Genomic DNA, 24,499 nt, shown 5'->3' with positions numbered 1-24,499 from the left:
AGGAGACCGCTTCCACATGGAGGTGCCGACATGACGGTCATGGAACAGCCGGGCGTCTACCGGCCCACCCCGCCGCCCACATGGCAGCTCAGGACCGATCCCGCGCCGCTGCTGCCCGACGCGGAGCCGTACCGCGTCCTGGGCACGGAAGCCGCCGGCAAGGCCGACGAGGAGCTCTTGGGCCGTCTCTACGCCCAGCTGGTGCGCGGACGGCGGTACAACACGCAGGCGACGGCCCTGACGAAGCAGGGCAGGCTCGCCGTCTACCCGTCGAGCACCGGCCAGGAAGCGTGCGAGGTGGCCGCCGCGCTGGCCCTCGAGGAGCGGGACTGGCTCTTCCCCAGCTACCGGGACACGCTCGCCGCGGTCGCCCGCGGTCTCGACCCCGTCCAGGCACTGACCCTGTTGCGCGGCGACTGGCACACCGGATACGACCCGCGCGAGCACCGCATAGCGCCCCTGTGCACTCCGCTGGCGACCCAGCTCCCGCACGCCGTGGGTCTCGCGCACGCCGCCCGCCTGAAGGGCGACGACGTGGTCGCGCTCGCCATGGTCGGCGACGGCGGCACCAGCGAGGGCGACTTCCACGAGGCGCTGAACTTCGCGGCCGTCTGGCAGGCCCCCGTCGTCTTCCTTGTGCAGAACAACGGCTTCGCGATCTCCGTGCCGCTCGACAAGCAAACGGCCGCCCCTTCCCTGGCTCACAAGGCCGTCGGGTACGGAATACCGGGCCGCCTGGTGGACGGCAACGACGCGGCGGCGGTGCACGAGGTGCTGAGCGACGCGGTGTCCCGCGCCCGCGAGGGCGGCGGCCCCACACTCGTCGAAGCGGTGACCTACCGCATGGAGGCCCACACGAACGCCGACGACGCCACGCGCTATCGCGAGGACGCCGACGTCGAGGCCTGGCGCGCGCACGACCCGATCCTGCTCCTGGAGCGGGAGTTGACCGAGCGCGGCCTCCTCGACGAGGACCGCAAGCGCTCGGCCCGCGACGACGCCGAGGCCATGGCGGCCGACCTGCGTGAGCGCATGAACAAGGACCCCGAGCTGAACCCCATGGACCTCTTCGGCCATGTGTACGCCGAGCAGACCACGCAACTTCGCGAGCAGGCCGCCCAGTTGCGGGCGGAGCTCGAGGCATCGGACGAAGTCGGCACTGACGGCGCGCAGTACGCCGACGGCGCGCAGAACGCGGACGGCGAGGAGAACGCGCGATGAGTACGGTCGCGGCCGAACGGGCCACTAAGAAGGCAGCCAAACCGGCCACCATGGCGCAGGCGCTCGGACGCGCGCTGCGTGACTCCCTCGCCGACGACCCGGCGGTGCACGTCCTCGGAGAGGACGTCGGAGCGCTCGGCGGGGTCTTCCGGGTCACCGACGGACTCACCAAGGAGTTCGGCGAGGCCCGCTGTACGGACACACCGCTCGCCGAGGCGGGCATCCTGGGAACGGCCGTCGGCATGGCGATGTACGGGCTGCGGCCCGTCGTCGAGATGCAGTTCGACGCGTTCGCCTACCCCGCCTTCGAGCAGCTGATCTCCCACGTGGCGCGGATGCGCAACCGCACGCGCGGCGCGATGCCGCTGCCCATCACGGTGCGCGTGCCCTATGGGGGCGGCATCGGGGGCGTCGAGCACCACAGCGACTCCTCCGAGGCGTACTACATGGCGACTCCGGGGCTCCATGTCGTCACGCCCGCCACGGTCGCCGACGCGTACGGCCTGCTGAGGGCGTCCATCGTCTCCGACGACCCGGTCGTCTTCCTGGAGCCGAAGCGGCTCTACTGGTCCAAGTCCGACTGGAACCCGGACGCGCCGCAGACCGTTGAACCCATAGGCAAGGCGGTGGTGCGGCGCACCGGGCGCAGCGCCACGCTCCTCACGTACGGGCCGTCCGTGCCCGTCTGCCTGGAGGCGGCCGAGGCGGCCGTCGCCGAGGGGTGGGACCTCGAGGTGGTCGACCTGCGCTCCCTCGTGCCCTTCGACGACGAGACGGTGGCCGCTTCCGTTCGGCGGACCGGTCGCGCGGTCGTCGTGCACGAGTCGAGCGGGTTCGGCGGCCCCGGCGGGGAGATCGCCGCTCGCGTCACCGAGCGGTGCTTCCACCACCTGGAGGCGCCGGTCCTGCGCGTCGCCGGATTCGACATTCCCTATCCGCCGCCGATGCTCGAGCGGCATCATCTGCCGGGTGTGGACCGGATCCTGGACGCGGTCGCGCGGTTGCAGTGGGAGGCGGACAGCTGATGGCACAGGTGCTCGAGTTCAAGCTGCCCGATCTCGGCGAGGGGCTCACGGAGGCGGGGATCACCCGCTGGCTCGTGCAGGTCGGCGACGTCGTCGACGTGGACCAGCCCGTCGTCGAGGTGGAGACGGCCAAGGCCCTGGTGGAGGTGCCCTGCCCGTACGGAGGCGTGGTGACGGCCCGCTTCGGTGAGGAGGGCACGGAACTGCCGGTGGGAGCTCCGTTGTTGACGGTCGCCGTCGGCGCTCCGGCAGGGGCCCCGCCCTCGGATTCGAACTCGGCCGCGGCTGCGGCTGCGGCTGCGGTTTCGGCTCCGGAAGAGCCTGCGGAGCGGGCCCTTCAGGCGGCTGCCGCCGAGGAGTCCTCCGGCAACGTACTGGTCGGGTACGGCACGGCGGCGGCGCCCGCGCGGCGCAGGAGGGTGCGGTCGTCGGGTCCTGCCTCGCAGCCCGTCCCGCGGTCTGTCCCGGGACCCGCCCCGCAGACCGCCCCTCAGGAGAAGCCGTCGCGGTCGCAGCAGCCTGCGCGGACGTCCGAGGCCGTGGGGTCGGGGTCGGGCACAGCGCCCGCGGGGTCGGTCACAGCGCCGCGCGCGGAAGGCCCGATACCGGTGATCTCGCCCCTCGTCCGGAAGCTGGCCCGTGAGAACGGCGTCGACCTCCGGAGGCTGACGGGCAGGGGGCCCGACGGGCTGATCACGCGGGCCGACGTGGAGACAGCCATCGCGGCGGAGCGGACGGGGGCGGCCGAGCACGTGGCCACGCGCACGCACGCGCCCGCGGGCGCGGCGAGCGAGGTGGACGTACTCGGCGCGGTGGGCGCGGAGACGCGCGGTGCGCCGACGGGGGCCGAGGTCCGCTATCCGCTGACCGGCATCCGGGGCCTCGTCGCGGACAAGATGTCCCGCAGCAGGCGAGAGATACCGGAGGCCACCTGCTGGGTCGACGCGGACGCCACCGAACTGCTCGCGGCACGCGCGGCGATGAACGGCGCCGTGAAGGAGGGCGACGGGCGCGGCGGGCAGAAGATCTCGCTGCTCGCGCTGTTCGCCCGCATCAGCGTGGCCGCGCTGGCCCGCTACCCGATGCTCAACTCCACCGTGGACATGGAGGCGCGCGAGGTGGTCCGGCTCGCCGACGTCCACCTCGGCTTCGCCGCGCAGACCGACCGCGGCCTGGTCGTCCCCGTGGTGCGGAACGCGAACACGCGGACCACCGGCTCGGTCAACGCCGAGCTCATCCGGCTCACGGAGTCGGCGCGGGACGGGAAGCTGACGCCGGGGGAGCTGACTGGCGGCACGTTCACGCTGAACAACTACGGGGTGTTCGGGGTCGACGGCTCCACGCCGATCATCAACCACCCCGAGGCGGCCATGCTCGGAGTGGGCCGGATCGTGCCCAAGCCGTGGGTACACGAGGGGGAGTTGGCGGTGCGGCACGTCGTGCAGCTCTCGCTCACCTTTGATCACCGGGTGTGCGACGGCGGCACGGCGGGCGGGTTCCTGCGGTTCGTGGCGGACTGCGTGGAGCAGCCCGCGGTGTTGCTGCGGGAGGTGTGAGGAGGCTCGGGGCAGCGGTGTGAGTCCTGGCACGGTGAGGTGAGTCCCCGTGCAGAGGGGTGGCATTGATCCTTCGTACGCCCATACTCGGGGGATGACCGCGCAGAGGGTTCCGGGTGGCGCCGTATCCGCCGCCTCGAACGCCGCCCCTACCGATGGCCCGAGGGATGGCCCGACGGCTGGCAAGGCCGATGGCCGGACGGTTGGCCCGGCCGCTGGCCCGTACGAGGACGAGGATTCGTACGACGCGCCCTACGACGCTCCGTTCGACGCCGTGGTGCTCGCGGGAGGCGGTGCCAGACGGCTCGGCGGTGCGGACAAGCCGGGGGTGCGGGTGGGCGGCCGGGCGCTGCTCGACCGGGTGCTCGGCGCGTGTTCCGCGGCGGGGACGACCGTGGTCGTCGCCGGAGCCCGGCCGACCGCGCGTCCCGTGGTGTGGGCGCGCGAGAAACCCGCCGGTGCCGGGCCGCTCGCCGCGCTCGACGCGGGACTGCGGTGCACCGCGGCGGAGCACGTGGTGGTGCTCTCCGCCGATCTGCCGTTCCTGGCAGAGCGGACGGTGCACGGCCTGCTCGCCGCGCTGCGGGAGAGCGGCGCGGACGGCGCGGTGCTGCGCGATGCCGACGGCAGGGACCAGCCGCTGGTCGCGGCCTACCGCAGGGCGTCGCTCAAGCGTGAGATCGCGAAGCTCTCCGCCGAGCACGACGGTCTGACGGGACTTCCGCTGCGGTCACTCACCGCGCGGCTCGAACTCACCCGGGTCGCGGACCCCGTCGCGTCCTTCGACTGCGACACCTGGGACGACATCGCGGCCGCTCGGGCACGTATCAGGGAGCATGGGCACGTGTTGGATGAATGGATTTCCGCAGTCAAGGACGAACTGGGCATCGAGCTCGACGTCGACACCGGCTTGCTGCTCGACCTCGCCCGCGACGCCGCACACGGCGTGGCCAGGCCCGCGGCTCCGCTGACCACCTTCCTGGTGGGGTACGCGGCGGCGCGGGCCGCGGAGGGCGGCGGGCCCGAAGCGGTGGCCGAGGCCGCCCGCAAGGCGGCGGCGTTGGCCACGCGGTGGGCGGAGGAGGGCGAATCCGACGCGGGGCCCGATGCGGGGCCTGGCGCGACCCCCGCAGGGAAGCCGGGCGCCGCGCCTGACGGGACGACGCCGCCGAGTGACCGTCCCGACCCGGGACAGGACGCGCGGACCGACATGCGACCGGATGCCGGATGAGTGGGCAGCCCGCGCCGGACGCCGAGCTCGACGAGGCTCTCGCGCTGGTGAACGACGACCATGGCCGCAGGACCGGCAGGCACGCCGACGGTGACGGCGGGCTCGGCGGAGCCGGCCTGGGAAGCGCGGCGGCAGCCTCGGGCGGCCAGGAGCACGACGCCGCGCCCCAGCGACCGTCCGCGCCCCCGGCACCCGCCGCGCCCCAGCGACCGTCCGCGCCCCCAGCACCCGCCAGACCCCAACCTTCGTCCGCGCCCTCCGCGCCCCAACCTGCGTCCGCACCCGCCGCGCCCCAGCGACCGTCCGCACCCCAACCTGCGTCCGCACCCGCCGCAACGCGAGCCCCTCGCAAATCGGCCGCCGCGGCTGCGGCTGCGGCGCCTGCGCCGGGCGGCAACATCACCTCAGCCACTCCCACCAAGCCCCGCGACATCACTGCCTGGCCCGCGGCCCGCACCGCCGCCGCACGAGTCCCCCGGCCCGTGCCCTCCGCAGCCGCGACCTCCACCGTCCCCCTGGGGCAGGCGCTCGGCCTCGTTCTTGCGGCGCCCCTCGTGGCTCTCACCGACCTCCCCTCCTTCGACACCTCCGCGATGGACGGCTGGGTCGTTGCGGGGCCCGGGCCCTGGGAAGTCCGGGCCGACGGGATTCTCGCCGGGCACGGGCCGCCGGACCCCCTCTCCGACGGAGAAGCCGTGCGGATCGCCACCGGGGCCCGGATCCCGCAGGAGGCGACCGCCGTCATCCGCAGCGAGCACGGCCTCACCGACGACAAGGGACGGCTGCACCCGCAGCGTGACGTCACGCAAGGGCAGGACATCCGGCCGCGCGGCCAGGAGTGCCGCTCCGGCGATCAACTGCTGCCGCCCGGCGCCCTGGTGACCCCGGCGGTGCTCGGCCTCGCGGCAGCCGCGGGGTACGACGCGCTGCCCGTGGTCCCCCGCCCCAGGGCCGAAGTGCTGATCCTGGGCGACGAGTTGCTGACCGAGGGGCTCCCCCACGAGGGCCTCATCCGTGACGCGCTCGGGCCCATGCTCCCGCCGTGGCTGCGCTCGCTCGGCGCTGAAGTCATCGCCGTACGCAGGCTCGGTGACGATGCCGAGGCGTTGCACCAGGCCGTCACGACCTCCACCGCCGACCTCATCGTCACCACCGGCGGCACTGCTTCCGGCCCGGTCGACCACGTCCATCCCATCCTGCGCCGCATCGGCGCAGAACTCCTCGTGGACGGCGTCGCGGTGCGCCCGGGGCACCCCATGCTGCTCGCCCGCATCCGCCCCGATCAGCACCTCGTGGGCCTGCCCGGCAATCCACTCGCCGCCGTATCCGGCCTGCTGACCCTCGCTGAGCCCCTGCTGCGTACGCTCTCGGGGCGCCCCGCCCCGTCGGCGTACACCGCTGTGCTGCGTGAGGACGTGCACGGGCACCCGCACGACACCCGCCTCGTCCCCGTCACCCTTCGGGCCGATCAGGCGGTGCCGCTGCACTACAACGGCCCGGCGATGCTGCGCGGGATCGCGGTGGCCGACGGGCTCGCGGTCGTCCCGCCCGGTGGCGGGCGACGAGGCCAGGAGCTGGAGGTCCTCGACCTCCCGTGGGCCCTGCCGGAGGCAGGAGCCACAGCAGCCACGGACGCCGCCGGGGAGTGTTTCACGTGAAACTTCCCGGCCATGACGCCATCGCCCGCAACCCCGACGAGCACCTCGTCACCCACCGGATCAAACTGCCGCGCCGGGTCGTCGAACGGCCCCTGCTGCAGGTCGGCAAGCGACTGATGATGGCGCTCGCGGTGCTCGCCCTGACGACCTTCATCGTCTGGATCGACCGCGGCGGCTACCACGACAACTCGGACGACGGGCTCGACTTCCTCGACGCCGCCTACTACTCCACCGTCACGCTCTCGACCACCGGCTACGGCGACATCGTCCCGTACAGCGACAGCGCGCGGCTCTGCAACATTCTCCTGATCACGCCGCTGCGCGTGCTTTTCCTGATCATCCTGGTCGGTACGACCCTCGAAGTGCTCACGGAACGTACGCGCGAGGAATGGCGTCTGAACCGCTGGAGGTCCAACTTGCGTGAACACACCGTCGTCGTCGGCTTCGGCACCAAGGGCCGCTCCGCGATCCAGACCGTGTGTGCGACCGGTCTGAAGCCCGAGCAGATCGTGGTGGTCGACCCGAGCGCGAAGGTCGTCGACGCCGCCACCGCGGAGGGTTACGCGGGCGTCATCGGCGACGCGACGCGCAGCGATGTGCTGCTCCGTGCCGAGGTGCAGCGTGCCCGGCAGATCATCATCGCGACCCAGCGCGACGACACCGCCGTCCTGGTCACACTGACGGCCCGCCAGATGAACCGCGGGGCGAAGATCGTGGCCGCCGTGCGCGAGGAGGAGAACGCGCCGCTCCTTCGGCAGTCCGGCGCCGACGCGGTGATCACCAGCGCCAGTGCGGCGGGACGGCTGCTCGGCCTCTCCGTGCTCAGCCCGAGCGCGGGCATGGTCATGGAGGACCTGATCCAGCAGGGCAGCGGGCTCGATCTCGTCGAACGGCCGGTGATAAAGGCCGAGGTGGGGCTCGGCGTCCGCGAGACGGACGACCTGGTCGTCAGCGTCGTACGCGGGCATCGGGTGCTCGGGTACGACGATCCAGCCGTCGGGAAGCTGCAGTTGATGGACCGGCTGATCACCATCGTGCGGGCCACGACGACGTCACCGATGGCACCCGACACCCGGCAGACTCCGCCGCGCGGAGGTCTGCGCACATAGCCGAACGAGGAGTACGTACCGCGCCGACCGCGGTTCTGCGCAGGTAGTCCGACCGGCGGGAATCCGCAGAGAGTAGCCTCGCCCGCATGCATGCGATCACGATCCCCGAAGCCGGTGGACCCGAAGCGCTCGTATGGGCCGAGGTCCCCGATCCCGTACCCGGCGAGGGTGAGGTGCTGGTCGACATCGTGGCCAGCGCCGTGAACCGCGCCGATCTGCTCCAGCGCCAGGGCTTCTACAACCCGCCCCCCGGCTCGTCCCCCTATCCGGGGCTCGAATGCGCGGGCCGTGTCACCGACATCGGCCCCGGAGTCTCCGGCTGGGAGATCGGCGACGAGGTGTGCGCGCTGCTCGCGGGCGGCGGCTACGCCGAGCAGGTCGTCGTCCCCGCCGGCCAACTGCTGCCCGTGCCCGAGGGCGTGGACCTCGTGACGGCGGCCGCGCTGCCCGAGGTGACCTCGACGGTCTGGTCCAACGTCTTCATGATCGCCCACCTCCGCCCCGGCGAGACGTTCCTCGTGCACGGCGGTTCCAGCGGCATCGGCACCATGGCGATCCAGCTGGCGAAGGCGGTCGGCGCCAAGGTGGCGGTGACGGCGGGCACGAAGGAGAAGCTCGACTTCTGCGGGGAACTCGGCGCGGACATCCTCATCAACTACCGCGAGCAGGACTTCGTCGAGGAGATCAAGAAGGCGACGGACGGCGCGGGCGCGGACGTCATCCTCGACAACATGGGCGCCAAGTACCTGGACCGGAACGTGCAGTCCCTCGCGACCAGCGGCCGTCTCGCGATCATCGGCATGCAGGGCGGCGTCAAGGGCGAGCTGAACATCGCCACGCTCCTGAACAAGCGGGCCGCCGTCACCGCGACCTCCCTGCGCGGCCGTCCCGCCGGGGAAAAGGCGTCGATCGTCGCGGCGGTGCGCGAGCACGTGTGGCCGCTGATCGCCCAGGGCCACGTACGCCCGATCGTCGACCGGACGGTGCCGATGAGTGACGCGGCGACCGCCCATCGCGTACTGGAGGAGAGCTCGCACATCGGCAAGGTGCTGCTCGTCCGCTAGGGCCCATCCACCGCAGGACCCCTGCCGGGTCACCAAGATGGTCGAGATGCCGGAGTTGTGTCACTGTGTGACGCTTGATGCAGCTTCAGTGATCTCTCTTGATCTTGGCGACCCGGTAGCGGGAGGGGGTCAGCGCGATGACTCCATGGCTTCGCCCCTTGTTGGTCCTGACGGTGCTCCTGGCCGTCTCGCCCGTCTGCATCTCGTACGCGGTTGAACCCTCACCCAACGAGACCCGCGCCGGAAGCGTCCCCGGCGACGGCCGGGCCCGTCCCGGCCGCGACGAGCCCGCGCCCACGTCTGCCACGGCCTCCGTACCGCCCTACACACCGCTCGAGCGCGCTCCGGCCACCACACCCCCGGCCCCCGTGCTCCCGCCCGCCGCGAAGCCGCCCGGCAAGGCGACCACCGCGTCCGACACCACCCGGCGTACGGCCGCAGAGCCCGCCGTGCCCGCCCTGCGGGTCCTGCCGCTCGGCAGCGGACTGGTCCTCATCGGCCTCGGCCTCGCGTTCTTCGCCGTACGGCTGCGCCGAGGCTGACACGACCGGCCCCCTCGTACACGGTGGATCAGCGCCAAATGGGGGCACCACCGATGTGTGACGTACGGGTGCGAGAGAATGGCGGCATGGAGATGCCGAGGAACGAACGGTCGCCGGAGAGCCCCCAGGTCCTGGTTGTCGGACAGGACGGAATGGCGCTCGGCGGCGGCGGAGACGATGACTCCCGCGAGGTCCCGGTGACGGAGATGGTCGAACAGCCGGCGAAGGTCATGCGCATCGGCAGCATGATCAAGCAACTGCTCGAGGAGGTGCGCGCGGCTCCTCTCGACGAGGCGAGCCGGGTGCGGCTCAAGGAGATCCACGCCAGTTCGGTCAAGGAGCTCGAGGACGGTCTCGCCCCCGAGCTCGTTGAGGAACTGGAGCGTCTCTCCCTGCCCTTCACCGACGACGGAGTGCCCAGCGACGCCGAACTGCGTATTGCGCAGGCCCAGCTCGTGGGCTGGCTCGAGGGACTCTTCCACGGGATCCAGACGACCCTCTTCGCGCAGCAGATGGCGGCGCGGGCGCAGCTCGAATCGATGCGGCGCGCGTTGCCGCCCGGTGTGGGCGGCGGCGAGGAGGACGAGGACGGCGGTATCGCGGGGCGGTCCGGAGGGCCCTACCTCTAGCCGAAAGCCGGTAGCCGAAAGCCGGTAGCCGAAAGCCGGTAGCCGAAAGCCGGTAGCCGAAAGCCGGTAGCCGAATACGACAACGCGAAGGGCCCGGTCACGAGGTGACCGGGCCCTTCGCGTCAGGCGCTGAGGCTGATCAGGAGCTGATCAGGAGCGGATCAGGCGGGGTTGCCCGTGGAGATGGTGAACTCGATGTCCACGTCGTCCGGGTCGACGTCGGAGCCTTCCTTGGGGGACTGCTGCATGACCATGTCCTCCCCGTAGGTGTTCTCGTCCATCGTTCGCTTGTCGTACTGCCAGCCCGCCGCCTGCAGGCACTTCTGCACGGATCGCCAGTCCTTGAACGTGAAGTCGGGGACCTTGATCTTGTCCTCGTCGTTGTACGCCGTCTCGGGCTCGGTGCACTCTTCGGTCTCGATCGTTTGGGTCCGGTCCGGACCGCGGTGGCCCGCCACCGGCGCGTTCGACTCTTTCCCTTCCTTGCCGCCCTTGCCGCCGCCGTCGTCGCCGCTCAGCGAGACCGCCGCGATCACGCCGCCGATGGCGAGCAGCGCGACGACGATCGAGCCGACGATCACCGGCATGTTCCGCTTGCCGCCGCCCGAGCTCGAGCCGCCGCCCTGCCCGTGGACCGCCGTCTGCGCCGGCTGCGGCGAGAGCGTGTAGGGCGGCGGGGTCTGCGAGGCCTGCGGGGCGTACGCGTTCGTGGGCGCCGGGGTCTGGTATCCACCCTGCTGCGGGTAGCCGTACCCCGGAGTGACGGGGGCCGGCGTGGGCGGACCGTAGGGACCCGGCTGGTACGGCGTCTGGACGCCGCCCTGCTGCGGGAGCGAGGAGTCGACCGGCGGGAAGACCGCGGAGCCGACGCCCGCGCCGCTCGCCGTCGAGGCGCCGGGGACGATGCTCGGCGCCGCGGCCTGGAAGGACTGGGCGACGCGCAGGCACTCGTCGCGCATGGCCTCGGCGGTCGGGAAACGCTCGTTCGGGTTCTTCTTCAGCGCGCGGGCGACGATCGCGTCGACCGCGGGCGGCAGCGAGCGGTTGATCGAGGACGGAGCGACCGGCTCCTCCTGGACGTGCGCGTACGCGATGGCGAGCGGCGAGTCCGCCTCGAAGGGCAGCCGTCCGGTGGTCAGCTGGAACAGCATGATGCCGACGGAGTACAGGTCGGACCGGGCGTCCACGCCGCGGCCGAGTGCCTGCTCCGGCGAGAGGTACTGGGGGGTGCCGACGACCATGCCGGTCTGCGTCATGGAGGTGACGCCGGACTGCATGGCGCGGGCGATGCCGAAGTCCATCACCTTGACGACGTTGCGCTTCGTCATCATCACGTTGCCGGGCTTGATGTCGCGGTGGACCAGGCCCATCTCGTGGCTGATCTCGAGCGCGGCGAGCACATCGGCGGTGATCTTCAGCGCCTGGTCGCTCGGCATCGCGCCGAACTGGGCGACGGACGCGTCGAGCACGGAGCCGAGCGGCTTGCCCTCGACGTACTCCATGACGATGTACGGCATCGTCGCGCCGTCGAGCTCGTCCTCGCCGGTGTCGAAGACCGAGACGATGTTCGTGTGAGTGAGCTTGGCCACCGACTGGGCCTCGCGGCGGAAGCGCTCGCGGAAGGACTGCTCGCGCCCGAGCTCGCTGTGGAGCGTCTTGATCGCGACTTGACGGTCCAGTACGGAGTCGTACGCGAGGTGAACGGAGGCCATGCCGCCTTCACCGAGAAGATCGCGCAGCTGGTACCGGCCACCGGCGAGCGAGCGCCCCGCATACCGTCCCTGTGCGCCGTCCTGGCTGCTCATGTCGTGCGTCCCCCATCGGCGCGGTGTGCCGGACGGCTCCGCGATCGGTGATCGATTCCCGCTATTCCTGGCCAAGTCTGCCCGAGGGCACCGACACGTCAAGCTCGATGCCCGTTCCGTGACCGTACGCGCAAGAAGCGTCTCGGAAGCGTTACAAGTTTGCGTGCGGGGGCCTCTGGCGGGTTTGATGTCCGGTCCACCTCGAACCGCCGCGCCACCCGAAGGCTGTAGCGTGGCCCGGCGGGGTTCCCCCGGTACCACCGAGCACCACGACCAGAAACGACGGCGAGGACTGATGGCACAGACGCAGCGCGCTCAGGGCCCGTCCGACCCCGAGGCGAGTGGCGGCGGTATGTCAGATGCGCCGGAACTGTGGGGTAATGGCGGACTTGTCGGGGATGGCCGATATCGGCTGACCCGCAGACTCGGTCGCGGTGGTATGGCGGAGGTGTTCGCGGCCGAGGACGTACGTCTCGGCCGTACGGTCGCCGTCAAGCTGCTGCGCTCCGACCTCGCCGAGGACCCGGTCTCCAAGGCCCGCTTCACACGCGAGGCCCAGTCGGTGGCGGGACTCAACCACCACGCGGTGGTGGCGGTCTACGACTCCGGCGAGGATGTCGTCGGGCCGAATGTCGTCCCCTACATCGTCATGGAGATCGTCGAGGGCCGGACGATCCGCGATCTGCTGCTCAACGCGGAGGCGCCGGGTCCCGAGCAGGCCCTGATCATCGTCTCCGGGGTGCTCGAGGCGCTCGCGTACTCGCACCAGCACGGCATCGTGCACCGCGACATCAAGCCCGCGAACGTGATCATCACCCACACCGGCGCGGTGAAGGTGATGGACTTCGGCATCGCCCGTGCGCTGCACGGCGCCCAGTCGACGATGACCCAGACCGGCATGGTCATGGGCACCCCCCAGTACCTCTCCCCGGAGCAGGCGCTCGGCAAGGCCGTCGACCACCGTTCCGATCTGTACGCGACCGGCTGTCTGCTCTACGAACTTCTCGCCCTGCGGCCCCCGTTCACCGGTGAGACGCCGCTCTCCGTCGTCTACCAGCACGTCCAGGACATCCCCGTGCCGCCGTCCGAGACCTCGGACGCGGCGCCGCCGGAGCTGGACGGCCTGGTGATGCGCTCGCTCGCCAAGGACCCGGACGACCGCTTCCAGACCGCCGAGGAGATGCGCGGTCTGGTCCAGTACGGCCTGCAGATGCTGCACGAGCAGGGCAGCCACACCGGGACCTGGAACACCGGACCCGTCGACGTCGCGAACATGCACCAGGGCGGCAGCACCCCGGCGATGGGCGTCGCGGGCACCACCGCGATGCAGCACCCGGGCGACTCCGGCACCGCGCAGATCCCGGGCGCCATGCTGCGTCCGCCGGGCGGCGACGACGGCGGCTTCGAGGGTGGGCACCGCGACGGGAACGGCCGGGGCGGCCGGGGCAAGATGTGGATCTTCGCCGTGCTCGCGGTCATCGCGATCGCCGTGGGTGTCGCGTACGCGCTGACGGCGGGCGACGGCAAGCAGAAGGAAAAGGAAGGCCCGACGAAGGCGCCGACCAAGCAGTCGGAGTCGAAGAAGCCGAGCAAGAGCCAGGAAGAGGAGCCCTCGGACGACGCCACGATGCCCGGCGACGGCACCGGCGGCCAGGGCGACTACACCCCGACGGCGCCTCCCACCACGGACTACGACCCGACGCCCACCGAGAGCGAGCCGACCGAGGACCCGACGGAGCCGACGGACGATCCGACGGAGCCGACGGACGACCCCACGGAGCCGACGGACGAGCCCACGCCGTCGGAGGACGACCCGTCTACGCCGGTGACGACGGGCGGCGCAGAGGGCGGCGACAACGGCGGCCTCGGCGGCTGACGCCCGCGGCGCAGCGCCTCAGCTGGGCCAGGGAGCAGCGAGGCAGCAGGAGAACGAACGGCACGCGCGCGTGGAGCCCGAAAGGGCACCACGCGCGCGTGCGTCGTTTCCAGCGGATGTGCGGATGTGTCTACTGAATGTGCTGAAGCTCCCGCTCCCGCTGCAGGGTCTGCTTGGTGTGCACCGTGGCCAGCTGTGGCTCGATGCGCATGTAGACCGGGTCGTACAGCTCGCCGTCCACGTAGTGCGGGCCGGAGCCGAACAGTTCCAACTCGTCGTTGGTCGGCTCGACCGCCTCGCAGAGGCCGACGAACTGCACGGTCCACTGCCCCGTGTGCGCGGTCTCCGCGCTGAGATTGTCCGCTCCGTAGGCGACGACGCTGCCGATGCAGGCCTGGTGGTAGCCGTAGGCCCTGTGCATCCGCAGCAGGATGCGCCCGTCCACGACGACGTGGCGGGCCGCGGCGAGGAAGGGCAGCGCGCGCATGCTGGTCGCGACCCGGCCGTAGTCGGTGCGGCGGAGCAGTTCGAAGGCGAGCTGTTCGTCCGGTTCCTGAACGTCGGTGGGCATGCGTCCACCCTCGGGCACCGGCGGGTGGCCGCGGAAGGGGACCCCGCCCCTAGAGGACAGGGACGTAAGTCCCGTTTCAGGACACGATCGGTCACGGAACGTGACGCGCCACCGAACGTGTCGCGCCACCGAACGTGTCGCGCCACCGAACATGACGCGCCACCGAACATGACGGACTGGAACTGGACTCAGTGGTGCTGCTCCGCCTGCATGCGCGCCACGTACGCGGCGGCCTGCGAGCGTCGCTCCATGCCGAGCTTGGAGAGCAGGCTGGACACGTAATTCTTGATCGTCTTCTCGGCGAGGTGCAGCCGTTCGCCGATCACCCGGTTGGTCAGGCCCTCGCCGATGAGGTCGAGGATCTTGCGCTCCTGGTCCGTGAGGTTCGACAGACGGTCGTCGCCCTTGGGGGTGTTTCCGTCGCGTAGACGCTCCAGGACCCGGGCCGTGGCAACGGGGTCGAGCAGCGATTTCCCGGCCGCCACGTCACGTACGGCCGAGAGCAGTTCATTGCCGCGAATCGCCTTCAGGACATAGCCGGAAGCGCCCGCCATGATCGCGTCGAAGAGAGCCTCGTCGTCGGCGAACGAGGTGAGCATCAGGCATTTGATGTCCTCGTTCTGCGAACGGATCTCGCGGCATACCTCGACCCCACTGCCGTCCGGGAGCCGCACGTCGAGCACGGCCACGTCCGGCCGCGTCGCAGGGATCCTGACCAGGGCGTCTGCCGCGGTTCCCGCTTCGCCGACGACCTCGATATCGGACTCCACGGAGAGCAGCTCATGGACTCCACGGCGGACCACTTCATGGTCGTCGAGGAGAAATACCGTAATTTTTCCGTCTTCGCGCACGGAGTCAGTCTCACACACGATCTCTCCTAGTGCCCGAGCTGAACCCTTCCCGTGCGCGGGGTGGCCGGGATAACGTGCCGGTGTTCCGGCCCCCTGCCAGGCTGTGATCAGTGCTGTGACCAGGAACTGTTCCCGACTTTCTGGATTTACTCGGAAATCCAAGCAGTCAGATACTTGGAAATCCAAGCAAATTCGCAGGTCAGATGGGGTTTCACAGAATTGGGAAGCACTGGGTAACGTGCATTGTGCAGGGCGCTCGCCGGGGCACCTGTCACGCCTGTTCCCGGCCGAGTCGCACCCACCCCGTGCGCGGGCACGGATCAGGCGAGCCGCACTGGCTTACCCGGTAATCCCGGGGGCCGGACCGACGGAGGAGCACACGTGACCGTGGAGAGCACCGCCGCGCGCACACCGCGCCGCAGCAGCAACAGCGGCGGCAAGCGCGCAAGCGCCAAGAAGGCCGCGCCGAAGAAGAGCACGGACAGCGCGAAAAGCACGGAACCCCAGCTTGTCCAGCTGCTGACCCCCGAGGGCAAGCGGGTCAAGAACGCCGAGTACGACTCGTACGTCGCGGACATCACCGCCGACGACCTGCGCGCCCTGTACCGCGACATGGTCCTCACCCGGCGCTTCGACGCCGAGGCCACCTCCCTGCAGCGCCAGGGCGAGCTGGGCCTGTGGGCCTCGCTGCTCGGCCAGGAGGCCGCCCAGATCGGCTCGGGCCGTGCGACCCGCGAGGACGACTACGTCTTCCCGACCTACCGCGAGCACGGCGTCGCCTGGTGCCGCGGGGTCGACCCGACCAATCTGCTCGGCATGTTCCGCGGCGTGAACCACGGTGGCTGGGATCCGAACACCAACAACTTCCACCTGTACACGATCGTCATCGGCTCGCAGACCCTGCACGCCACCGGTTACGCGATGGGCGTGGCCAAGGACGGCGCGGACTCGGCCGTGATCGCGTACTTCGGGGACGGCGCGTCCAGCCAGGGCGACGTCGCCGAGGCGTTCACCTTCTCCGCGGTCTACAACGCCCCCGTCGTGTTCTTCTGCCAGAACAACCAGTGGGCGATCTCCGAGCCCACCGAGAAGCAGACCCGCGTGCCGCTCTACCAGCGCGCGCAGGGCTTCGGCTTCCCCGGCGTGCGGGTCGACGGCAACGACGTGCTCGCCGTGCTCGCCGTCACCAAGTGGGCCCTTGAGCGGGCGCGTACGGGCGAGGGCCCGGCGCTCATCGAGGCGTTCACCTACCGCATGGGCGCGCACACCACATCGGACGACCCGACCAAGTACCGCAACGACGACGAGCGCGAGGCCTGGGAGGCCAAGGACCCGATCCTGCGCCTGCGGACCTATCTCGAGACCGAGGGTCACGCGGATGAGGGATTTTTCGCGGAACTCGAGGCGGAGAGCGAAGCGTTGGGAAAGCGAGTGCGAGAGGTGGTGCGGGCGATGCCGGATCCGGATCTGATGGCGATCTTCGAGAACGCGTATGCGGACGGGCATGCGCTGGTGGACGAGGAGCGCGCCCAGTTCGCCGCGTACCAGGCGTCGTTCGCGGACGAAGGCGGTAAGTGACCATGGGCGTACAGAAACTTCCCCTTGCCAAGGCGATCAACGAATCGCTGCGTACGGCGCTCGACACCGACCCCAAGGTCCTCATCATGGGCGAGGACGTCGGCAAGCTCGGCGGCGTCTTCCGGGTGACGGACGGCCTGCAGAAGGACTTCGGCGAGGACCGTGTCATCGACACCCCGCTGGCCGAGTCCGGCATCGTCGGCACGGCCATCGGTCTGGCGCTGCGGGGCTACCGCCCGGTGGTGGAGATCCAGTTCGACGGCTTCGTCTTCCCGGCGTACGACCAGATCGTCACGCAGCTCGCGAAGATGCACGCCCGCGCGCTCGGCAAGATCAAGATGCCGGTCGTCATCCGCATTCCGTACGGCGGCGGGATCGGCGCGGTCGAGCACCACAGTGAGTCGCCCGAGGCGCTGTTCGCGCACGTGGCGGGGCTCAAGGTCGTCTCGCCCTCGAACTCCTCGGACGCCTACTGGATGATGCAGCAGGCCATCCAGAGCGACGACCCGGTGATCTTCTTCGAGCCGAAGCGGCGTTACTGGGACAAGAGCGAGGTCGACACGGACGCCATTCCGGCGCCGCTGCACAAGGCCCGGGTCGCCCGCGAGGGCACGGACCTGACGCTCGCCGCGTACGGCCCCATGGTGAAGGTCTGTCTGGAGGCCGCCGCTGCCGCCGCCGAAGAGGGCAAGTCCCTTGAGGTCGTGGACCTGCGCTCCATGTCACCGATGGACTTCGACGCGGTGCAGGCCTCGGTCGAGAAGACGCGGCGGCTCGTCGTGGTCCACGAGGCCCCGGTCTTCCTCGGCACGGGCGCGGAGATCGCGGCGCGCATCACCGAGCGGTGCTTCTACCACCTCGAAGCGCCCGTGCTGCGGGTCGGCGGCTTCCACGCGCCGTATCCGCCGGCGCGGCTGGAAGAGGAGTACCTGCCGGGCCTCGACCGGGTGCTCGACACTGTCGACCGCTCGCTGGCGTACTGAGGGAGAGGGTCGTGACGACGATGACAGACACCGCGCTGGCCGAGTTCAAGATGCCCGACGTGGGCGAGGGGCTCACCGAGGCAGAGATCCTCAAGTGGTTCGTCGCTCCCGGTGACACGGTCACCGACGGACAGGTGGTGTGCGAGGTCGAGACGGCCAAGGCCGCCGTCGAACTGCCCATCCCCTTCAACGGCGTCGTGAGCGAACTGCGCTTCCCCGAGGGCACCACGGTCGATGTCGGCCAGGTGATCATCACGGTGGACGTGTCCGGCGGTAGCGCCTCCGTGCAGACGCCCGCCGCGTCCGTGCAGACGCCCGCGGAGACCGCCGCGCCGGCGGAGAAGCCCGCGGCTCCGGCTGCCGAGGCCGCCCCCGTGGAGGAGGCCGCTTCCCAGGGCCGTCAGCCCGTGCTCGTCGGCTATGGGGTCGCCGAGTCCTCGACGAAGCGCCGGGCACGCAAGTCCGCACAGGATCAGGCCGCGGCCGCCGGCACGTACTACGCGGCAGCGGTCCAGGCCGAGCTGAACGGCTCCGGCACGGCTGCCGAGGCCGCCCCGGAGGCCGCCCCCGCCCCGGAGGCTGCCCCCGCCCCGGCAGGTGAGCGTCCGCTGGCCAAGCCGCCGGTGCGCAAGCTCGCCAAGGACCTGGGGGTGGACCTCGCGGCGATCGCCCCGTCCGGTCGTGACGGAATCATCACCCGCGAGGACGTGCACGCGGCGGTGGCCAAGGCCTCCGCCCCGACCGCCTCCGCCCCGGCCGCCCCCGTGTCCGCGCCGCAGCCGGTGGCCGCCGAGACGCCCGCCGCCGCGGCGGGCGGCACGGACGCCCGCGAGACCCGGATCCCCGTCAAGGGCGTCCGCAAGGCCATCGCCCAGGCGATGGTGGGCTCGGCGTTCACGGCGCCGCACGTCACGGAGTTCGTGACGGTGGACGTGACGCGGACGATGAAGCTGGTCGATGAGCTGAAGGAGGACAAGGCCTTCGCGGGCCTGCGGGTGAACCCGCTGCTGCTCATCTCCAAGGCGCTGCTCGTGGCGATCCGGCGCAACCCCGACGTCAACGCGGCCTGGGACGAGGCGAACCAGGAGATCGTCCAGAAGCACTACGTGAATCTGGGCATCGCCGCGGCCACTCCGCGCGGCCTGGTCGTCCCGAACATCAAGGACGCGCACGCCAAGACGCTGCCCGAACTGGCGGCATCGCTCGGCGAGTTGGTGTCCACGGCCCGCGACGGCAAGACGTCACCGGCCGCGATGCAGGGCGGCACGGTCACCATCACGAACGTCGGCGTCTTCGGCGTCGACACCGGCACGCCGATCCTGAACCCGGGCGAGTCCGCGATCCTCGCGGTCGGCACGATCAAGCTCCAGCCCTGGGTCCACAAGGGCAAGGTCAAGCCGCGCCAGGTGACGACGCTCGCGCTCTCCTTCGACCACCGCCTGGTCGACGGCGAGCTCGGCTCCAAGGTGCTCGCCGATGTGGCGGCGATCCTGGAGCAGCCCAAGCGGCTCATCACCTGGGCGTAGCGACCCACGTACGCAGACGGGGCCCGCAGACGGGGCCCGCAGACGGGCCCCGCAGACGGGCCCCGCCACACACCGTGGCGGGGCCCGACTGCGTCACGCGTGCTGCGGGTCGGGCTACTTCTTGAAGCCGTAGTCCATCAGCTTCTTCGCGTCCTTCGTGCGGTTCGCCGACGAGGTCGAGGTGAGGACCGTGCCGATGACCGTCTTGCCGTTGCGGGTCGCGGCGAAGACCAGGCAGTACTTGGCCTGCGGGCCCGAGCCCGTCTTCACGCCGATGGCGCCGCTGTAGCTGCTGAGCAGGTTGTTCGTGTTCGACCACGACATGTAGCGGTAGCCACCGTTCTTCGTGGTGACCTTCTGCTTCGTCGACTTCGTCTTCACGACCGTACGGAACGTGGAGCTCTTCATCGCGCTGCTGGCGAGCTTCGTCAGGTCGCGGGGCGTGGAGTAGTTGCTGCCGCTGCCGATGCCGTCGAACGAGTCGAAGTGGGTGTTCGTCAGGCCGAGGCTCCTGGCCTGCGTGTTCATCTTGCCGATGAACGACTTCACGCGGGCCGAGCGCGTGGACCCCTTGCCGAACTTGTCCGCGAGCGCGTACGCCGCGTCGCAGCCGGACGGCAGCATCAGGCCGTACAGGAGCTGGCGGACGGTGACCTTGTCGCCGACGATCAGGCGGGCGGACGAGGCGGTGTTCCTGACGATGTAGTCGCTGTAGGCCTTCTCGATCTTGACCTTGGAGTCGAGGTTCAGGTTCGGCTGCGAGAGCACCACCTTCGCCGTCATGATCTTGGTGGTGGAGCCGGTGGAACGGCGGGTGTCGGCGGACTTGGTGAAGAGCGTCTTGCCTGTGCCGTTGTTCATCACGAAGCCGCCCTTGGCGGCGATCGACGGCTTCGGCAGCGCGGCCGCATGGGCCGGGGTCGTGAGGGCTCCGCCCGCGAGTACCGCACCGGTGGTGACGATTACGGCCGATGCGCGGCGAATGCCCTTAATGGGGGTTTTCAAGTTCAATGCTCCAAATGCCCCTGGAATGCGGCCACATGAGGGTGCCGCTCGATGGTGAGACGTATGAGGGGGGCAGATGGATGTGCTCTCCGGCGGGTGAAGTCCGGATCGTGGAATGGACGACCTCATGGGTACGTGTTGTATCTATGCTGTGCGCATGCCTGCCGCACCCGCCTCGTCCCCCGCTTCGTCTCCTGCCTCGTCCCCCGCTTCGTCCCCGGCCTCGTCTCCTGCCTCGCCCCCCACCCAAGCCCTGAAGCAGCCACCCGCCGCCGAGCGCGTGTACGCGCACGTCAAGCAGGGGGTGCTCGACCGCCGGTACGAGGGCGGCACACTGCTCACCGAAGGTGAGCTCGCCGAGGCCGTCGGGGTGTCCCGCACGCCGGTGCGCGAGGCCCTCCTGAAGCTGGAGGTGGAGGGGCTTCTCCGGCTCTACCCGAAGAAGGGCGCGCTGGTCCTGCCGGTGTCCGTGCAGGAGATCGCCGACGTCGTCGAGACGAGGCTCCTGGTGGAGACGCATTCGGTGCGCAAGGCGGTGCCTGCGCCCGCGGCGCTGATCGCCCGCCTCGAAGAGCTGCTGGCCCAGCAGCGCGAGCAGGCCGCCGCGGGGGACCTCGCGGAAGCGGCCGTCACCGACCGCTGCTTCCACGCGGAGATCGTGCGGAGCGGGGGGAACGAGATCCTTGCGCGGTTGTACGACCAGCTTCGTGACCGGCAGTTGCGGATGGGGGTCGCGGTGATGCACTCGCATCCCGACCGGATCGCCAAGACGCTTGCCGAGCACAAGGAGATCCTTGACGCGTTGCGCGCGGGGGACGCGGAGGGGGCGGTCGCCGTGGTGACCCGGCACGTCGGGTGGTTCCGGGATCTTGCTCGGGGTGAGGTGCGATGAGGTTGCTCTCTGACCGGTCGCCGTCCACCGTCGGTGGGATTTCTTCTGCCGCTTCGCGGCATGTTTGCCTCCCAGCCACCCATTACTGGAAGTCCCGATGAGCGCCGCCTCCTCCGCCCCCCTCTCCCTCCCCGGCGATCCCCCCGGCGGCAAGAAGGCCATGCTCGTGTGGGGTATCGGTGTCGCCGTCTACTTCGTCGCCGTCATCTTCCGGACCTCCCTCGGGGTGGCCGGACTCGACGCCGCCGACCGCTTTCACGTCAACGCGTCCGCGCTCTCCACCTTCTCGATCCTCCAGCTGCTCGTGTACGCGGGCATGCAGATACCCGTCGGCCTGATGGTCGACCGGCTCGGCACCAAGCGCGTCCTGACGATCGGAGTCGTCCTCTTCACGCTCGGCCAACTGGGCTTCGCCTTCTCACCCTCGTACGGGATGGCGCTCGCGTCGCGCGCGCTGCTCGGCTGCGGTGACGCGCTGACCTTCATCAGCGTGCTGCGTCTGGGAACCCGCTGGTTCCCGGCCCGGCGGGGCCCGATGGTCGCCCAGCTCGCCGGTCTCGTCGGCATGGCGGGCAACCTCGTCTCCACCCTCGTCATCGCCCGGCTCCTGCACTCCGTCGGCTGGACCGCCGCCTTCGCCGGCAGCGCGCTGTGCGGCGTCCTCGTCCTCGTACTGATGACGCTGTTCCTCAAGGACCACCCCGAGGGCCACGAGCCGGAGCCGGCGGCGCACACCGGTGCGGCCTTCGTGCGCAAGCAGATAGCGATGAGCTGGCGCGAGCCCGGCACCCGGCTCGGGCTGTGGGTGCACTTCACCACGCAGTTCCCCGCGATGGTGTTCCTGCTCCTGTGGGGCCTGCCGTTCCTCGTCGAGGCGCAGGGGCTCACGCGCGGGACGGCCGGGGCGCTGCTCACCCTCGTCGTCCTGTCCAACATGGTGGTGGGCCTGGTCTACGGCCAGATCGTCGCCCGGCACCACGCGGCGCGCACGCCCCTGGCCATCGGGACGGTCGCGGCGACGGCCGCGATGTGGGCGCTCACGATCCACTACCCCGGCGACCACGCCCCGTTGGGCCTGCTCATCGCGCTGTGCGTCGTGCTCGGCGCCTGCGGCCCCGCGTCCATGATCGGCTTCGACTTCGCACGCCCCGCCAATCCGCCGGAGCGGCAGGGCACCGCGTCCGGCATCGTGAACATGGGCGGCTTCGTCGCCTCCATGACGACGCTGCTCGCCATCGGCGTCCTCCTGGACGCGACCGGCGACAACTACCGGATCGCCTTCTCCGCCGTCTTCGTCCTGGAGGCGATCGGCCTCAGCCAGATCCTGCGGCTACGGACGCGCGCGGTGCGGCGGGAGAAGGAGCGCCTTGTCGCCAGCCGCGTCGAGGCCGTGCACGTCCCCGTCTGACCCACTCACGGGCGGGAACCACTCAGGGAGTGGGCTACGGCGTGACCGCGAACTCCCGCAGGATCGCCTCGCCCAGGCCGTGGTCGCCCTCGACCTTGATCCGGTCGGCCACGGACGCGTACGAGACGCGGCCGCACGCGAGGCGGAAGTACGTCTCCCAGTCCAGGCTCAGCGTCGCGAGCGGGCCGAGCGAGGGCGCGCTGTCGACCGTGGCATGCCCCTCCGCGTCGACGCGGACCGTGCGTAGGAACTCGACGGGCCCGCTCACATCGAAGACGACCGCCGAATTGGCCGGTGCCCCGGCCTTCTTGGCGACCACCTTGGGGAGTCCGTGCAGCAGGAGGTCGCGCGCCACGTACGCCCCCGGGGAGTCGAGGTTGCCGGGCTTCCTCAGCGTCGTACGCAGGTCCTGCTCATGCACCCAGACGTCGAACGCGCGCATCCGCGTGGCCAGTTCGAGGGTCTGCTCGGTGCCGAGCGGGCCGCGGAGCTTGTGGGAGGGGTCGCGCGACTCGTTCCGCAGCTGCCGTGAGCGGCGGATGATCGTGTACTCCAGCTCGGAGGTCATCTCGGGCGCGGTGTGGTGGCGCCGGACGTCGACCTGGATCTCCATGTACCGCTGGCCCTCGGTCTGTACGTGGTACAGGTCGCGGGGCAGGGTGTGGATGGGGCGCGGGTCGCCCAGCATCTCGCAGTCCAGGCCTATGACGTGGGAGACGACATCCCGCACCGACCAGCCGGGGCAGGGCGTGGCCCAGTTCCACTCGCCCTCGGTGAGCGGCGACACCAGCTCGGATATGGCTGATACGGATTGGGTCCAGGCGTCGGCGTAGGTTTGCAGGCTGGGATGGAGACTCACGGGACCCCTCGACGGTCGTACGCGGGCGGTGGGTGTCTTCGGACGCGTCTGTGGGGGTCCGGGGGGCTCCCCCGGAAAATCACAGTACGCTGCCCGCAGGCACCCCTGCAGTGCTTTCGTGTGACGATCGTAGGCCTGCATAGACGGCTCGAATGCCAGGACGGTGGTAGTGTGCGCGCCTCCCTCATCCAGATCGCCGTAGACGAGGGCGAATCGGTCAATTCCCGCCGCTCGCGGGTCTCTTCACTGGTACGTGAGGTAGCCGAGCGGGAGCGGCCGGATCTCGTCGTTCTTCCCGAACTGTGGACCACGGGCGCTTTCGCGTACGAGTCGTTCGCGAGCGAGGCGGAGTCGCTGGACGGGCCTACGCGCGAGGCGATGGCCAAGGCCGCGAGTGACGCGGGGGTCTGGCTGCACGCGGGGTCGATCCCGGAGCAGGCTGCTGCGGGGGACGCTTCGGGGGAGGCGGCCGGGGGTCTCTACAACACCTCGCTCGTCTTCTCGCCCGAGGGTGAACTCGCCGCCTCGTACCGGAAGATCCACCGGTTCGGCTTCGACAAGGGTGAGGCCGTGCTGATGGGGGCGGGGCGTGAGCTGGTGACCGTGCGGACGCCTTCCGCGGCGATCGGGCTCGCCACTTGCTACGACCTCCGCTTCCCCGAGCTCTTCCGGGGGCTTGTCGACGCGGGCGCGGAGATGTTCGTCGTCCCCGCGGGGTGGCCCGCGCGGCGGCGTGAGCACTGGACGCTGTTCGCTCGGGCGCGGGCGGTCGAGGACCAGGTGTACGTCCTTGCCTGTGGTACCGGCGGTACGCACGCCGGGGTGCCCCAGGCGGGGCACAGCGTTGTTGTCGACCCCTGGGGCGAGGTCCTGGCCGAGGCAGGGGACGGTGAGGAGGTCCTCACCGTCGACCTTGACCTTGCGAAGGTCGCGGCCACGCGTGAGCAGTTCCCCGCGTTGAAGGACCGGCTGCTGGGGATGGACACCCCGCGGCGCTGAGAGGGCCCTGCTTGGTGGGCCCATGGTGGGCCCATGTTCCTCGGCGCCCCGCGGCGTTGGCGCTGTGCCCACCCTCCCCCCACCCTCCCCCACTCTCGGCTGCGCTCGAGC

The 24,499-nt window shown here is 70.6% G+C and carries 21 protein-coding genes; 16 read left to right on the top strand and 5 right to left on the bottom strand.

The window, feature by feature from the left end; genetic code table 11:
- The first annotated feature begins 30 nt into the window (after nucleotides 1-30).
- The 9 genes from pdhA (AC5P1C_RS04255) (at nucleotide 31) to AC5P1C_RS04215 (ending at nucleotide 10,035) form a co-directional block, all read left to right on the top strand.
- Nucleotides 31-1,221 carry a pyruvate dehydrogenase (acetyl-transferring) E1 component subunit alpha gene (gene pdhA, locus AC5P1C_RS04255; RefSeq protein WP_493864295.1) on the top strand — a complete coding sequence of 397 codons (1,191 nt, stop codon included), beginning with the start codon at nucleotides 31-33 and terminating at the stop codon, nucleotides 1,219-1,221.
- On the top strand, nucleotides 1,218-2,246 hold the full coding sequence (locus tag AC5P1C_RS04250) for an alpha-ketoacid dehydrogenase subunit beta (protein WP_493864294.1): 1,029 nt from the start codon (nucleotides 1,218-1,220) through the stop codon (nucleotides 2,244-2,246). The genes pdhA (AC5P1C_RS04255) and AC5P1C_RS04250 overlap by 4 nt, the downstream gene beginning before the upstream one ends.
- A complete protein-coding gene (locus AC5P1C_RS04245; protein ID WP_493864293.1) occupies nucleotides 2,246-3,802 on the top strand; it encodes a dihydrolipoamide acetyltransferase family protein in 1,557 nt (518 codons plus the stop codon). The genes AC5P1C_RS04250 and AC5P1C_RS04245 overlap by 1 nt, the downstream gene beginning before the upstream one ends.
- A 94-nt stretch (nucleotides 3,803-3,896) precedes the next feature.
- Nucleotides 3,897-5,033, top strand: coding sequence for an NTP transferase domain-containing protein (locus tag AC5P1C_RS04240; protein WP_493864292.1), 1,137 nt, complete (start codon nucleotides 3,897-3,899; stop codon nucleotides 5,031-5,033).
- A complete protein-coding gene (locus AC5P1C_RS04235; protein WP_493864291.1) occupies nucleotides 5,030-6,691 on the top strand; it encodes a molybdopterin molybdotransferase MoeA in 1,662 nt (553 codons plus the stop codon). Before AC5P1C_RS04240 ends, AC5P1C_RS04235 begins: the two co-directional genes overlap by 4 nt.
- Nucleotides 6,679-7,800: a potassium channel family protein gene (locus AC5P1C_RS04230; protein ID WP_493864290.1), complete on the top strand. Its 1,122-nt coding sequence runs from the start codon at nucleotides 6,679-6,681 to the stop codon at nucleotides 7,798-7,800. The genes AC5P1C_RS04235 and AC5P1C_RS04230 overlap by 13 nt, the downstream gene beginning before the upstream one ends.
- 86 nt (nucleotides 7,801-7,886) lie before the next feature.
- A complete protein-coding gene (locus AC5P1C_RS04225; RefSeq protein ID WP_493864289.1) occupies nucleotides 7,887-8,864 on the top strand; it encodes an NAD(P)H-quinone oxidoreductase in 978 nt (325 codons plus the stop codon).
- A gap of 137 nt (nucleotides 8,865-9,001) precedes the next feature.
- The gene (locus tag AC5P1C_RS04220; protein ID WP_493864288.1) at nucleotides 9,002-9,406 is read left to right on the top strand and encodes a hypothetical protein; all 405 of its coding nucleotides are present in this window, start codon (nucleotides 9,002-9,004) and stop codon (nucleotides 9,404-9,406) included.
- An 86-nt stretch (nucleotides 9,407-9,492) separates the two neighbouring features.
- A complete protein-coding gene (locus tag AC5P1C_RS04215; protein ID WP_493864287.1) occupies nucleotides 9,493-10,035 on the top strand; it encodes a bacterial proteasome activator family protein in 543 nt (180 codons plus the stop codon).
- Nucleotides 10,036-10,196: 161 nt separating this feature from the next.
- Here the strand turns inward: AC5P1C_RS04215 and AC5P1C_RS04210 are convergent, their stop codons facing one another.
- Complete coding sequence (locus AC5P1C_RS04210; RefSeq protein ID WP_493864286.1) at nucleotides 10,197-11,840, bottom strand: protein kinase domain-containing protein; 1,644 nt, start codon at nucleotides 11,838-11,840, stop codon at nucleotides 10,197-10,199.
- Between the two features lie 295 nt (nucleotides 11,841-12,135).
- On the opposite strand from AC5P1C_RS04210, the gene AC5P1C_RS04205 reads away from it, so the two are divergent.
- Entirely contained in the window at nucleotides 12,136-13,716 is a 1,581-nt protein-coding gene (locus AC5P1C_RS04205; RefSeq protein ID WP_493864285.1) for a protein kinase domain-containing protein, read from the top strand.
- A 130-nt stretch (nucleotides 13,717-13,846) separates the two neighbouring features.
- Here AC5P1C_RS04205 and AC5P1C_RS04200 read toward each other — a convergent pair whose 3' ends face one another.
- Nucleotides 13,847-14,287: a pyridoxamine 5'-phosphate oxidase family protein gene (locus AC5P1C_RS04200; RefSeq protein ID WP_493864284.1), complete on the bottom strand. Its 441-nt coding sequence runs from the start codon at nucleotides 14,285-14,287 to the stop codon at nucleotides 13,847-13,849.
- Nucleotides 14,288-14,475: 188 nt separating this feature from the next.
- Entirely contained in the window at nucleotides 14,476-15,090 is a 615-nt protein-coding gene (locus AC5P1C_RS04195) for a response regulator (protein WP_493864283.1), read from the bottom strand.
- A 429-nt stretch (nucleotides 15,091-15,519) separates the two neighbouring features.
- Between AC5P1C_RS04195 and pdhA (AC5P1C_RS04190) the strand changes: the two genes are divergently transcribed.
- From pdhA (AC5P1C_RS04190) to AC5P1C_RS04180, 3 genes are read left to right on the top strand one after another with little or no spacing between them, the layout of a single operon-like run.
- Complete coding sequence (gene pdhA / locus AC5P1C_RS04190) at nucleotides 15,520-16,716, top strand: pyruvate dehydrogenase (acetyl-transferring) E1 component subunit alpha (RefSeq protein ID WP_493864282.1); 1,197 nt, start codon at nucleotides 15,520-15,522, stop codon at nucleotides 16,714-16,716.
- 2 nt (nucleotides 16,717-16,718) lie between these two features.
- Nucleotides 16,719-17,699: an alpha-ketoacid dehydrogenase subunit beta gene (locus AC5P1C_RS04185; protein WP_493864281.1), complete on the top strand. Its 981-nt coding sequence runs from the start codon at nucleotides 16,719-16,721 to the stop codon at nucleotides 17,697-17,699.
- Nucleotides 17,700-17,710: 11 nt separating this feature from the next.
- On the top strand, nucleotides 17,711-19,225 hold the full coding sequence (locus tag AC5P1C_RS04180) for a dihydrolipoamide acetyltransferase family protein (protein ID WP_493864280.1): 1,515 nt from the start codon (nucleotides 17,711-17,713) through the stop codon (nucleotides 19,223-19,225).
- Nucleotides 19,226-19,339: 114 nt separating this feature from the next.
- On the opposite strand, the gene AC5P1C_RS04175 is transcribed toward AC5P1C_RS04180, so the two are convergent.
- On the bottom strand, nucleotides 19,340-20,230 hold the full coding sequence (locus tag AC5P1C_RS04175; RefSeq protein ID WP_493864279.1) for a D-alanyl-D-alanine carboxypeptidase family protein: 891 nt from the start codon (nucleotides 20,228-20,230) through the stop codon (nucleotides 19,340-19,342).
- Between the two features lie 157 nt (nucleotides 20,231-20,387).
- Here AC5P1C_RS04175 and AC5P1C_RS04170 point away from each other — a divergent pair, with 157 nt between their 5' ends.
- Both AC5P1C_RS04170 and AC5P1C_RS04165 read left to right on the top strand, forming a co-directional pair.
- Nucleotides 20,388-21,122: a GntR family transcriptional regulator gene (locus AC5P1C_RS04170; RefSeq protein ID WP_493864278.1), complete on the top strand. Its 735-nt coding sequence runs from the start codon at nucleotides 20,388-20,390 to the stop codon at nucleotides 21,120-21,122.
- 97 nt (nucleotides 21,123-21,219) lie between these two features.
- The gene (locus AC5P1C_RS04165; RefSeq protein ID WP_493864277.1) at nucleotides 21,220-22,530 is read left to right on the top strand and encodes an MFS transporter; all 1,311 of its coding nucleotides are present in this window, start codon (nucleotides 21,220-21,222) and stop codon (nucleotides 22,528-22,530) included.
- A 34-nt stretch (nucleotides 22,531-22,564) separates the two neighbouring features.
- On the opposite strand, the gene AC5P1C_RS04160 is transcribed toward AC5P1C_RS04165, so the two are convergent.
- Nucleotides 22,565-23,389, bottom strand: a complete 825-nt coding sequence (locus AC5P1C_RS04160; RefSeq protein ID WP_493864276.1) for a maleylpyruvate isomerase family mycothiol-dependent enzyme — start codon at nucleotides 23,387-23,389, stop codon at nucleotides 22,565-22,567.
- Between the two features lie 171 nt (nucleotides 23,390-23,560).
- On the opposite strand from AC5P1C_RS04160, the gene AC5P1C_RS04155 reads away from it, so the two are divergent.
- Complete coding sequence (locus AC5P1C_RS04155; protein WP_493864275.1) at nucleotides 23,561-24,388, top strand: carbon-nitrogen family hydrolase; 828 nt, start codon at nucleotides 23,561-23,563, stop codon at nucleotides 24,386-24,388.
- Nucleotides 24,389-24,499 lie beyond the last annotated feature (111 nt).

Source organism: Streptomyces sp. A18, from assembly GCF_059026065.1.
The sequence above is the reverse complement of the archived record's forward strand: the minus strand, read 5'-3'. Positions and strand labels throughout refer to the sequence as shown.

Excerpts from the sequence above, each read along its gene's own strand:
- pdhA (WP_493864295.1), top strand. The coding sequence starts at position 31 with ATGACGGTCATGGAACAGCCGGGCGTCTACCGGCCCACCCCGCCGCCC.
- AC5P1C_RS04250 (WP_493864294.1), top strand. The coding sequence starts at position 1,218 with ATGAGTACGGTCGCGGCCGAACGGGCCACTAAGAAGGCAGCCAAACCG.
- AC5P1C_RS04245 (WP_493864293.1), top strand. The coding sequence starts at position 2,246 with ATGGCACAGGTGCTCGAGTTCAAGCTGCCCGATCTCGGCGAGGGGCTC.
- AC5P1C_RS04240 (WP_493864292.1), top strand. The coding sequence starts at position 3,897 with ATGACCGCGCAGAGGGTTCCGGGTGGCGCCGTATCCGCCGCCTCGAAC.
- AC5P1C_RS04235 (WP_493864291.1), top strand. The coding sequence starts at position 5,030 with ATGAGTGGGCAGCCCGCGCCGGACGCCGAGCTCGACGAGGCTCTCGCG.
- AC5P1C_RS04225 (WP_493864289.1), top strand. The coding sequence starts at position 7,887 with ATGCATGCGATCACGATCCCCGAAGCCGGTGGACCCGAAGCGCTCGTA.
- AC5P1C_RS04220 (WP_493864288.1), top strand. The coding sequence starts at position 9,002 with ATGACTCCATGGCTTCGCCCCTTGTTGGTCCTGACGGTGCTCCTGGCC.
- AC5P1C_RS04215 (WP_493864287.1), top strand. The coding sequence starts at position 9,493 with ATGGAGATGCCGAGGAACGAACGGTCGCCGGAGAGCCCCCAGGTCCTG.
- AC5P1C_RS04210 (WP_493864286.1), bottom strand. The coding sequence starts at position 11,840 with ATGAGCAGCCAGGACGGCGCACAGGGACGGTATGCGGGGCGCTCGCTC.
- AC5P1C_RS04205 (WP_493864285.1), top strand. The coding sequence starts at position 12,136 with ATGGCACAGACGCAGCGCGCTCAGGGCCCGTCCGACCCCGAGGCGAGT.
- AC5P1C_RS04200 (WP_493864284.1), bottom strand. The coding sequence starts at position 14,287 with ATGCCCACCGACGTTCAGGAACCGGACGAACAGCTCGCCTTCGAACTG.
- AC5P1C_RS04185 (WP_493864281.1), top strand. The coding sequence starts at position 16,719 with ATGGGCGTACAGAAACTTCCCCTTGCCAAGGCGATCAACGAATCGCTG.
- AC5P1C_RS04170 (WP_493864278.1), top strand. The coding sequence starts at position 20,388 with ATGCCTGCCGCACCCGCCTCGTCCCCCGCTTCGTCTCCTGCCTCGTCC.
- AC5P1C_RS04165 (WP_493864277.1), top strand. The coding sequence starts at position 21,220 with ATGAGCGCCGCCTCCTCCGCCCCCCTCTCCCTCCCCGGCGATCCCCCC.